This window comes from Blautia difficilis, from assembly GCF_014297245.1.
Lineage (GTDB): Bacteria > Bacillota > Clostridia > Lachnospirales > Lachnospiraceae > Blautia_A > Blautia_A difficilis.
In genome coordinates this window covers 82411-94396 of sequence record NZ_JACOQG010000005.1, presented here as the reverse complement: position 1 = coordinate 94396, position 11986 = coordinate 82411, and the positions used below count along the sequence as shown (strand labels likewise).

The 11986-nt window shown below is 39.1% G+C and carries 9 protein-coding genes; all 9 read right to left on the bottom strand.

Annotation, left to right across the window (positions count from 1 at the left end; translation table 11 throughout):
- Window positions 1-42 precede the first annotated feature (42 nt).
- The 9 genes from H8Z82_RS05025 to tagD all read right to left on the bottom strand — a co-directional run bounded on the left by H8Z82_RS05025 (window position 43) and on the right by tagD (window position 11947).
- Window positions 43-2433 (bottom strand): glycosyltransferase, encoded by a 2391-nt coding sequence (locus tag H8Z82_RS05025; RefSeq protein WP_186994463.1) that lies wholly within the window; start codon window positions 2431-2433, stop codon window positions 43-45.
- A complete protein-coding gene (locus H8Z82_RS05020; protein ID WP_019162019.1) occupies window positions 2417-3580 on the bottom strand; it encodes a CDP-glycerol glycerophosphotransferase family protein in 1164 nt (387 codons plus the stop codon). The genes H8Z82_RS05025 and H8Z82_RS05020 overlap by 17 nt, the downstream gene beginning before the upstream one ends.
- Before the next feature lie 170 nt (window positions 3581-3750).
- Window positions 3751-4869 (bottom strand): hypothetical protein, encoded by a 1119-nt coding sequence (locus H8Z82_RS05015; RefSeq protein ID WP_019162020.1) that lies wholly within the window; start codon window positions 4867-4869, stop codon window positions 3751-3753.
- 41 nt (window positions 4870-4910) lie between these two features.
- The gene (locus tag H8Z82_RS05010; protein WP_019162021.1) at window positions 4911-6032 is read right to left on the bottom strand and encodes an acyltransferase family protein; all 1122 of its coding nucleotides are present in this window, start codon (window positions 6030-6032) and stop codon (window positions 4911-4913) included.
- Window positions 6033-6051: 19 nt separating this feature from the next.
- A complete protein-coding gene (locus H8Z82_RS05005; RefSeq protein ID WP_019162022.1) occupies window positions 6052-7638 on the bottom strand; it encodes a CDP-glycerol glycerophosphotransferase family protein in 1587 nt (528 codons plus the stop codon).
- A gap of 6 nt (window positions 7639-7644) precedes the next feature.
- Window positions 7645-9861, bottom strand: coding sequence for a CDP-glycerol glycerophosphotransferase family protein (locus tag H8Z82_RS17710; protein WP_019162023.1), 2217 nt, complete (start codon window positions 9859-9861; stop codon window positions 7645-7647).
- A 154-nt stretch (window positions 9862-10015) separates the two neighbouring features.
- Window positions 10016-10747 (bottom strand): ABC transporter ATP-binding protein, encoded by a 732-nt coding sequence (locus tag H8Z82_RS04995; protein ID WP_019162024.1) that lies wholly within the window; start codon window positions 10745-10747, stop codon window positions 10016-10018.
- A gap of 1 nt (window position 10748) precedes the next feature.
- Entirely contained in the window at window positions 10749-11531 is a 783-nt protein-coding gene (locus tag H8Z82_RS04990; protein WP_019162025.1) for an ABC transporter permease, read from the bottom strand.
- Window positions 11532-11548: 17 nt separating this feature from the next.
- On the bottom strand, window positions 11549-11947 hold the full coding sequence (gene tagD, locus H8Z82_RS04985; protein ID WP_019162026.1) for a glycerol-3-phosphate cytidylyltransferase: 399 nt from the start codon (window positions 11945-11947) through the stop codon (window positions 11549-11551).
- Between the last annotated feature and the right edge of the window lie 39 nt (window positions 11948-11986).

The window sequence follows — 11986 nt, the reverse complement described above, 5'->3', positions numbered from 1 at the left end:
GTTCATACCATTTTGTCGTAAATATTATATCATATTCCTATATTAATTTGAACTATTTTTTAAAAGTCCGTAAAACAGTTCCAATGATTTCTTATTATTTTCTTTACAATTGATAGTTAAAGGACAAATCTCTTTTTCCATAAAACGGAGCATTCCACCGTAGACTCCTTCCACAGAAGGCTCTACAAGAACACCACCGTAATCCTCCATAAAGCAATGAGAACCTGAAACATCCGTTGCTATAGCCGGAACTCCCAATATTCCTGCTTCAAACAAAACTACCGGAAGTCCTTCATGATCCGATGACAGAATAAAAAGATTTCCTTTTTTCAGCACAGGCATAGGATTACGGATGGTTTTGATCAGGATAATATGATCTGCACAGGAAAATTTCTCTGCTGATCTGCAGGTTTCTTCATACAGATTTCCTGCACCTCCCATAATGATCAGCCATGAATCCTTATGCTCCTTCCAGAATCTGTCAAAGGCCTCCATCAGCCGGTCATGACGTTTTTCAGCTGAATACCTGCCGATACTGATAAATTTTATGTCTTTTTTATCCAGTATTTCTGTCAGTCTGTCCATGGAAACAGTACACCTGGTCTCTTTCTCAAAAGCAACAGGTTCCTGAGCTCTCAGTAAGATTCCACTATAATCCTGACAATTGGGAATTACCGTAATGTTGTCTTTTCTGCCACTGATCCGGCACACAGACCGGACGATATCCCTGCTGACTGCTGCCACCTGATCATAAGAGCTGTATGCATCCTGCAAAGCATATCTTGACGGATTTTTTTTCTCCTTTAATTCCTCTTCCATATCATTATGCACCCATATGGTTTTACGGAAAGGTGCGTGACCAATAAGAGAAATCATATAATTTTCGTATCCGTTATAATGAACCACTGCTTTAAAATCAGAATCACCAAAATGTTTTTTCCACTCTCTGTCATAAGCATGCCCAAGTCTTTTACTCCGAACTCCAAATTTCAGGTAAAGCATCTGGCAGATACCTGTGAACACATCCATGTTCATCTCACTGGCTATAGGATATACATTCGCTTCTTTTGGCAGACAGTCAAGTCTCCAGGGTGCATCTTTCAGGGAATTCATTCTGTAGGAGATAAAATAATTGTATTTATTTGTATCCAGTTCCTTCATCAGATTCAGAAAGGACATGGTAATTCCGTTCTGCTGAAAATCACCTGCATAGATCAGAACATTTTCCAGCCCATTGGAAGCCATATGGGATACCCTGCATTCTTTCTCGCCCAGGATCACATGACGGCAGATTCTTCCCACACCCTCTCCGGTTTCATACGTGCAGTATTTTTCCCGAAATTCCCTGGTCAGATAATCTCCCGGTCTGTCCAGAAGGCTGACAAGCTCTTCTGCTGTTCTTACCAGCGGGAAAGGATATTGACGGATATCCTCATACATTCCTCTACTTCCTGTGTAGTCTTCTATATCATAAGCAAACAAAATGATTCTTTTTCCTGAGTTGGCAAAATCATACATTACACTGGAATAATCCGTAACCAGCACATCACACATATTCAGGATGTCATAGGTATCATACACTTGAGGAAATCTGCGAATATGCCTGTAGCTGTGAAATTCCAGGGCATTTCCCACAAAGGGATGAAGCTTTACCAGAAGAACCTGATCATCCCTGAGAAGCTGATCGCAGGTCTGCAGGTACTCCTTTACCCTCTCCACAGCGCTGCCACTGTCTACCGCATCTGCTTTCCCTCTGAATGTAGGCATATAGACAGTAACCTGCTTTCCCTGCAGTCCCAGCTTCTTCTTCAATTTTTCTCCCTGACTGGGATTGAAAAATATCTCATTTCTCGGATAACTGTCATGGATGATCTCTCCCTGGTAAAGGTTCTGCAGCATATATGCACCTGTCATCTTCTCTTCCATAAAACGGTTTGGATACAGAAGATAATCTGACATCAGAAGATTTCTCATAACATTTCCCATGCTGTATCGCTCATCCACATTGTCTCTTCCCATGCACTTCAGAGGTGTGCCATGCCACACATTCAGATAAACCTGTCCTTCTTTTTTTATAAATCTTCCCGGGAAAGTGGAATCATTAATAAGAAATCCTGCCCTTGACAAATGCCGATAATAGGAAATACTGCCAAAAGGAATCATTTTGTCAATCTTCAATCCATAATGCTTTAGTTTTTCCCATACACCTGATTCATATTCTTTTCTTACAGCCAGGATCACACGATAATTCTCATATTCCTTTTTATTCAGCTCCTGCAGGATGACAAAGATATTACTCTCCAGTCCACGTCCGCTGCGTGATTCCAGCAAGACCATTTTAGGATCGATTTTCTCTTTTTCATAAAAGGTATTATAAAAAGGATACCAGGTTCCGCTTTTCAGCTTTGTTTTTATTTTAGTCAATATGGACATATGCTTTTACCTCTTCACATATCTTTTTCATACAAGGCTGCCTGACCTCATTAAAAAAGTCATTGCACCTTTGTCTCTCAGTAAAATAGGGATCCTTTCCACTGAAGGTCTCATGGATCCTATCCATAAATTCCCTGAGAGATTCCGGTTTTGCTCCGGGAGTAACCTTATCATATTCAAAATTCATTCCTCTTCCCTGCAGATATCTCTCTTTGTCATAGGGAAGGAAAATCATCGGTCTGTTAAGGATCAGATAATCAATATAGATACTGGAATAATCTGTGATCAGAAGATCAAAAATATTCAGGATTTCCATAATATCTTCCATCTGTTCATTTCCCAGATATACAACACGTCCGGAAAGATATTTTTCTGCAGTTCCCTTCTCACTGATATGAGTCCGCAGACAGATAAGCAGTTTTTCCTCTTCCAGAAATGCTTCCAGCTTATCCTTATCATAATCCTCAAAGGGAAACAATTCTGTAGAAGCATAATCCCTGAAGGTTGGAGCATACAAAATAATTCCTCTGTATTCCGGAAGATCAGGATATATTTTTTTCAGGATTTCTTTTGCTGCGTTTTCTTTAAAGAACATATCATTGCGGGGCTGACCCCAGACTTTGATTTTTTCCGCTTCAATGGCAAAGCTCTCTGCCATAATCGGAATCAGCGCTTTGGAGCAGGTCAGGATCCAGGTATAATTCTCTGTAAATATTTTCCGGAAATAAACTCTGGCCATTTTACCAAGGTTGGGATCCATCAATGCTATTTTTTTCAGGGGAATCCCATGCCACAGATTCACGATCACTCTGTCCCTGTTCAGGTGGGTACCATATACCGGCAATCCGGCAGAAGTAAACCAGACTCCTGCTTCCAACACTTTTTGGATCCCCTGTCCGGAGTTTGTCTCTATAAAATATTCCTCCCCATATTGTTCTGACAGTTTTCTCCTGAGTTGATCATCATTGATCACAAAATAAGGAGTGATCTCCGGAAGTTCAGCCCTGACATATTCAAACAAATAACGGGAATTATAATTATAATGTGAATTATCTGTAGAAGAAAAAATCCACACCCTGGGATCTGGCTTTCTCTTTACCTTATTTTTTACTAATTGTGTTTTTATCAAGCCACTTAACTTTCCCATTCCTGGTTCCTCTCTTGTCTGTTATCTTGTCAAGCGGATAAAATCATCCGCTTCGCTACTTGCTCATAACCGAATAACTGCTCCGCAGGGGACTTACTTGATTCGGTTAAAAAAATCCTGTCTGTCCTTTTGTGGGCAGGCAGAACCTTTATGCTTATTATTTACAGTCTTCACGGCTTCACATTCATCATGATCTGATCAAAAATCGCATTGGAAATCCTGAAACCGTAATGAATTCCATCTTCAATTGTTAATTCCTTGGAGTTAAATTTTCTCATCAGATAAGTATTAGTATCAATATATTTTACCCCCAGCGAAAGCTGACTGACCAATTCTCTGTTAAACTGATTAATCAGACGATTATTTTTCGTTTTCAGCTTCTGAGAATGGTGGCTGTATTTTTCTTCATTTACCGGATTCACAGATACATAATAAACGTCACATTGATATTTATGGGCAAAATCCAGCATATCCTTGTTCACAAAACGGATATACTTTTTGTAATTCAGAAGATCATTCACTCCCAGATTTATCACAATTGCAGATTTACCTTCCTCTGTAGAATTCATGACCTGTTCCATTAGGCGGGGCCAGCCTTCCCTTATCAGCCAGTCATACCCCTGTCCTGACGCTGCAATATATTCAGTATTATTCATTTTAATACCCATCCTTGATGCACGGGCAAATCTGGAATCCCCTATCATATATACTTTTTTATACGCCTGGCTGGTTCCTCCGGTACTTTTTTTCGTCTTGACTACTTTTCCCCTGTAATCCACATAACAGTACTGGCTTCCTTTTTTCAGCCATTGACTGGTTTTTATATAACCTTCCGCTGTAAAGCAGTATTCATCTCCTTTTATCCTCTTCCAGCCAGTCAGCTTTCCTTTCTGAGGATGGCAATAGTAGCATTTTTCATCAATCTGAAACCATCCGCTTAATCCCCGTCCACTGTTATCAAAATAATACCATTGATTATTCTTTATATACAGCCATTTATTTCTGGCCAGAGAATAATCTTTTTGTCCAAAACAAGACACAGTGCCATTAGAAGATTCAACCGTAAAAAACCCTTTTTTAGCTGCACCGTCTTCTCCAAAATAATACTTTTTTCCATTCAGTTTCAAAAAGCCCTTATGCATGGTTCCATCATTATTAAAGTAATAGGTTTTTCCTTTTATTACTTTCCATCCGGTTTTCTTTGCCGCTGCCACCGGAATTGTATAAAACATGGCTGCACATAACAGCAGCACACCAATGATCCAAATTTTCTTCTTTACTGTTTTCATTTATCTGTCCTTCTTGTTTTTCATTCTGATCATATCGTTTTTTACTGATCTCCAGCCTGGAGACTACTCTTTTGATTTTTTGAAGGGAATCGTCCCGCAAGCCATGGAAAATACTGATTTATGATGGTGATCACACCGCATTCCAAAAGCATCAGCTCTCCCAGAATTCCGGTAACCTCCAGATAATATCTGAGCCCAGGTGTCTCAGACAAGGTATAAAGCGCTGTCCAGCCCTCAATCACCAGACGTTTAAATCCTAAAGTACCATGGGTAGCCATAATGATCATAGAGTTCTTTCCACAGAAGCTGAGATAAGACATCTTCCACCATTTCTCCAGAAATTCCAGAATAAAGACTGCTCCCAGAGATCCCATGATTCCATCCAGATAAAACAGGAAATAATTCTCTCCCAGTTTCATAGTATTAATATCCACATGAGGATTGATCTGCGAAAAATAAATAGTAGCTGCAGACATCACAACTCCTATGAGAAATCTCAGCCATCTGTACTGCAATTTCCGAAAAATAAAGTATGCCACATATCCGGCTCCCACAAACCAGAACGCCAGAATCCCCTTACTCACTGCCAGTGTGGGAAAGGATACCAGCTTATACATACGTTCCGTCATGTTTTCTTCCCATCCCGGTAACAGATGGAGAGAAACATACCTGCATAAAACCACTGGAACTACAGCACTGATCATCTTGAAAACCATAGGCAGACGGATGATCAGGATAAAAAGAATCTGAGCAATAAAAAGAGAAGGTAAAAACCATAGTGCACTGATTCCACGCAGACTTACAGTTGTGTACCCTTGAAGGATAAATCGCTGCCAGATCCAGTCATAATCCTTCCCTTTCATAAACCCTACCAGTATATTGTAAAGAATCACAATGGTACTATAACCAAAATAGGGAATCATAAGGCTTTTAAAATGTTTCAGAACATATTGCCCTGTATTCATCTTTCTGAAAGACTGTCTCATCCCCAGCAGATAACCTGATACAATATAAAAAATAGCCAGCTTATATGCACCAAACCACTGATCTACAGGATTTCCCAGAGAAGTAATATGTCCAAATACTACCATGGTTATTCCCCAGCCCTTAGCTGCATCTAAATATCTTTTTCTCTCTGTCCCTACATTTGATGTAATATTCATGATTCCATTCCTTCCAAATTTAATACCCCTTTGATTTTAGGAATTCCAGAATACGTTTACAGTTATTCTGATCATTATATGCAAAATATTCCTGCCTCAGTGAACCATACTTTGCTTTTTCCCTGAAATCATTCTGCATATATTCCCCAAGCCCTGCAATCACTTTCTCCTCAGTGATATATCTGTCTCCGAATAATTCTTTTTTCATATCCAGATAGCTTCCGTTTGCCTGCATATACAGATCATAATCAAACTGATAAAACACCACCGGTTTTCCCAGATAATATACATCCCAGCTCACACTGGAATAGTCCGTCAAAAGCATAGAACATTCCATGATCAGTTCATTTAAAGGTCTTGTCCCCTGCTCTATCAGTTCCACATTACTGTTTTCTGTCTGAAAAGCTTTCAGAAACTCCTTCAGTTTAGGGTGAATATGGAAAATGATCTTCACATGGCCGGCAGAAAGCATGTCCTGCAGCTGCCTGTTTTCCAAAAGACTTCTGTAGCGCCTGCAATATTCACTTTCTTCAAACACCTGATCACTTTGTTCTTCCAGCCAGGGCCTCCAGGTTGGCATAAATAAAATATTTTTTTTATCTGCCTGCTCTTTATTTTTCAGCACATCCCATCTTGCAAATCCCAGAATCGGTACATTCTCTGCAGAATATCCAAAATGATCCGTCACTATTTTCTGTTCAAATTCTGATGTAACATTAAAGTAGGTCATAGGGGTAGAACCATGCTTTCCAAAAAGCCGGTCCACTCTTTTTAAGGCAGTTACTCCATGCTGCAAAAACAAAATAGGCCGTTTGCTGCTCTCTCTGGAAATAATATTGGGTTTTGGCTTCCAGGCAAATCCATGGCTTCTGGCGTCCGAAGCCACATAAATACGGGCTGCAAGCATATACAGCATGTGTCTTGTGCTCATAAATGGCACCACATTTTTCCCATACTTTTCCATGTTTCTCCACATAGGAGCTTTTTTATCTAAAATATAATATATATGCTTTTTTTCTTCCTGGGGAAGATTTTCCATACAATATTTAAAAAAATAATATCCGTTATCCTGGGCTTCCGTGGAATATTTTTCAAAAATCACCCAGATTTTTTTCCTGTTCCACAAAGGTCTGGTAAGAGTGTAAAAAGCATATACCAGATTCTCTCTGATCGCCACAGCCCTTCCATCATAGGCAGAGCAACGCCTGCAACGAAATGTCAGCATATGCTCTGTACTGGCCATAGGAAAAAGGATATGATTCTTCCCAATTCCAGCCTGATAATTTCCTAAAAGAAGTCTCATTCTGATCTGCGATGAAAGGATTACCGGAAGATATTTCCCATCTGTATCAAGAAGAAACAGATCCCAGTCACCCTCATACAGATCCATAACCTGCAGATCTGCCTGAATTTTAATCTCAGAAGTATTTTTCTTCTTAATTGTTTCACATTTCAGGACATATTTTTCCGGACGCTGAATATTTCTGCTCATAAGCACAGCATCGGAAATTCTCCCGGAATCCATACTGGCTCTCACCACAAAAACTTTATCTGTAATTTTAATATCTCTGCAAAAAATTGTCCTGTTCATTTTTACTCCGTCCATATTTTCTTATCGCGGCCACTTTTTTACAATTGCATCACAGATACGGCGGCTGTTCTGGTCATCAAAATATTTATAAAAGCTTTTCTGCATTTTTTCATACTCTGGCCGAACAACAAAACGGTCATCTGCACATCTCTCCATATACGTCAATAATCCGTCCACATCCTGCGCACAGTCTCCGAACAATTCCCTGTCCATATCCAGATAACTTCCGTGTGCCTCCATATATTTATCTCTGTCAAACTGGAAAAATACCACCGGCTTGTCCAGATAAAATACATCCCAACATACACTGGAATAGTCTGTCACCAGCATTTTACATCTCATCATCAATTCATTGGCAGGTTCTTCTCCAAATACGATCAGTCTGATCCTGTCTGATTCTACTGAAAAATCCTGTATAAATTCCCTGAATTTTGAGTGAAGATAAAAATTTGCCAAAAGATCATTTTTCTCCAGAAAGCTATGAAAACGTGGAGAATTAAGAAGCTCCATATAATTATGGAAATAATCACTTTCTTTAAATTCCTCCAGAGTTACATTCTCCAGCCAGGCTCTCCAGGTAGGCATGATCAGAATCTCTCTCAGTCCCTCAGACTTATCCTCAAGCACATCCCAGCGGGCAAAACCACTGTTTACAATTTCATCTTCCGCATAACCAAAATAGTCCTCAATGATTTTTTTCTCAAAATCCGAGGTTACCACAAACAAATCGCAGGAACCGGATTTTCCCTTTCCATAGAAAAAATCCACCTTTTTTAATGCAGTCACACCATGCTGGAGAAATACCAGAGGTTTCTTTCTTAAATACCGTTTCAGAATACTTCCACGCTGACGCATAGCGTACAAATGATTTCTGGTATCAGTACTTACCAGAAGTTCCGCTGCGATCATATAGATCATATGCCGGATACTCATAAAATCCACCAGACGGCTTTGGTAAGCATCCAGTTTTTTTCTGTCAGGAGCATCCTTAGTGATCACATAATAGATATGATTTTTCTGTCTTTTCTCTTCCTCATGGTCCATACAATGTTTAAAGAAATAATATCCATTATCCTGGGCCATCATACAGAATTTCTCATATACCAGCTGGATATGTCTGCTGTCCCAATATGGCTTCAGCAGATAATAAGCAGCAAAAGCAGTCAGCTCTTTTACCCGAAATCCCAAATGATCATATTCCCCTTCCTCACGAAACTGAAATGCCAGCTTTTTGGAAGAAGTATTATAGGGGTAAAGGAAAAATCCATTTCCTGTCTCATAGCTGCCTCTATAAAGAAAAGAAGTAAACAGACGGTATGACCTTGTCATGGAAACAGCTGCCTCAAACCTTTCTCCTGTCTCAGGATTTGCAAACATTACTACAACATCCCAATAGAGACTTTTCAGATCCACATTTTTCAATTCCAGACAGGCATCCAGATACTGCAAATCTTTTTTTATTTTAACAGTTTTGATTTCAAAATTGTAACCGCATCTTTCTTCCTCCAGCTTACTTCTGAATCGAAAAACCACCTGTTCCGGTTTATAACCATATTTGTGAGAATCTGTAACCAGATGTAAATTCAGCATTCCCTTTTTCATAGTCAGATACCGAAGATGGCAGATCTGAGTCATTTTACGAATTCGCCACTCTGTACCAAATCCCAGGAACCATCTTCCGCCCTTATCCATGTATACACACAGAAGGAAATTACCGCCTTCTTCCCCATCTTCACCGGTAAGATATATCCTATCTGTACAAGGCTGTACACAGATCCATGATTTTTTATCTTTCTGAAGATCTCTGTCTTCATTTGCCCTTTTTATGTCAGAAAAACAATAGCGATGATATTGTCCATCCTCTACTGTTTCCAAAAGGATTCGAGTACTCTTATTACGACCGTGTTCCAATTCAGATACAAGATGACCAATTTCCAGCAGAAGCTCATTTTCTTTTTCTGCTGTAACTGCATTTTCAAAATAAATTTCCTGATTTTTCACACCTGCCAGAATAACTCTCATCTGCTGAAATTCTTTCCAGGATCTGTCAGTCAGGATAATTTTCAGACTACCGTTTTTCTCAACCTGTATATCAGCATTTAATTCCTCTTCAGCCGTAAGATTATACAAAGGAAGACTCTCTGTAATAAGATTTCCCTGTGTATCCAGCTTCTGTATTCTGTATTCTTCTGTAATTTCTTCTATCCGACACTGATCCAGATTAATTTTTGTCTCCACCTGGCTTTCCTCCGATTCTTCTTATCTATATTTATTTATATTTTTATATAAGCATATCATATTTATTATAAAGAAATCTATAAGAAAGTCAATCTCTCACAGATTTTTTCAACTCAAAAAAACCGCCGATTTTCATCAACGGTTTTTCACTTATTCAGCTCATAAATTCCTCATATGCTTCCAGAACTTCCTTTGTTTCTCCCTGCATACGAAGTTCTCCCTCATGAAGCCACAAAATACTGGTACATAATTCCTGCAGCTGCTGAGAACTATGGGAAACGATCACTACGGTACGGTCCTCATTGGAAATCAGTTCTTTCATCTTGTTATAGCTTTTCTTTTTGAACTTGGCATCACCTACGCTAAGTACCTCATCGATCAACATGATATCAGCTTCCAGAATGGCTGTAATAGAAAAGGCCAGTTTGGAATACATACCACTGGAATAAGTTTTAACCGGCATATCAATAAATTTTCCCAGACCTGCAAAATTGATGATCTCATCCATTTTGGCTCTTACCTGTTCTTCACTGAACCCCAGGAGCAACCCGGACAGGAGAATATTCTCACGGCCGGTAAGTTTCTTCTGAAAACCAACTCCGATGGACAGTAAAGATACACTGTTTCCGTGGAGATCAATGCTTCCCTCATCGGGAGAAAAGATTCCTGCAATCGCTTTCAGCATTGTAGATTTTCCACTTCCATTTTTACCTACAATTCCCAGGATCTCGCCTTTTTTTACAGAAAAACTTACTCCCTTCACTGCTTCAAACACTTCTGTATTCGTCTTTTTCAGCTGAAGCAGACTTCTCTTTATAGAAAAAGATTTCAGGCATTTATAACTGATATGCAAATCTTTTACGTCAATCGCATTTTCCCGTTCCATATTACATCACCTTTACATAACTGTTTTCATATTTATAAATTGTTTTTACTCCGATCCAGCAAAGAAGCAGTGAGACAACTCCCCACAAAACAATCAGCTTCCTGTACGGCAGAGAAGAATAAAGCATACAACGTCTGGCTGATTCAATCAGCATGGATACCGGATTACATTTCAGCAGAATGCTTCTGTATGGCTCTGAAAGCTTGGTTCCTATAGAATAAAAAATACCACTCATATAAAACATGAGGCGAAGCACAACGTTCATAACATTATAAAGATCGTCCACAAAGACTCCAAAATGAAGAACAATGCAGCTAAGCCCAAAAGTAAACAGTGCCAGTACGATCATAACAGGTATCATATAAATGATATTCCATGTCAGTGGTACTCTGTAAATGATCAGCATAATGGCGATCAGGCCAAAAGATACCAGCATTTTAAACCCATTGACCATCATTCTCTGTAAAATAAGAATATATTTGGGAACATATACCTTAGATACAATAGAGCTGTTGTTTCTCACAAGCTTTACGCTTTGAATTACTGTCTTATTAAAAAAGTTCCACAATGTAAGACCAACAAAAACAAACAAAGGAAAATATTGTACACTGCTTCGAAATACAACAATAGCAATAAAAGTATATACCATCATAAAAAGCAGGGGATCCAGTACCCACCATAGCCAGTTCAGATAAGAGCTGGCAACTTCCGCTTTCAGATCTGCCCTTGCCGCAAATTTGGCATAAGCAAAATATCTTTTCATATCTTTGATAAATCGATTCATTTTCTTCGCTCCTGTTTTTACTCTTTTATCTGCAGATCATTTTTTATCTGCGTAGAGGAAATCTCAGGTGTTCTCGGCAGATAAACCACTTTACAGCCCTCCTCTTCCAGGAAGTCAAATTTACCGGTCCAGTCATCACCCATAACAAAGGTGTCAACATGATATTCCTTTACATCTGTACGCTTCTGTGCCCAATTTTCCTCCGGAATCACCAGATCAACAAACCGGATAGCTTCCAGAAGCTGTTTTCTTTTCTCATAGGAAAAATAACATTTCTTATGTTTCTCATTCCAGTTAAATTCATCTGTAGAAAGACCAACGATCAGATAATCTCCCATCTCTTTTGCTCTTCTGAGCAGATTAATATGTCCATAATGCAGAAGATCAAAGGTTCCATACGTAATCACTCTTCTCATTTTATCCGAATTTCTCCTTTTCGTTCTTAACAAATACCA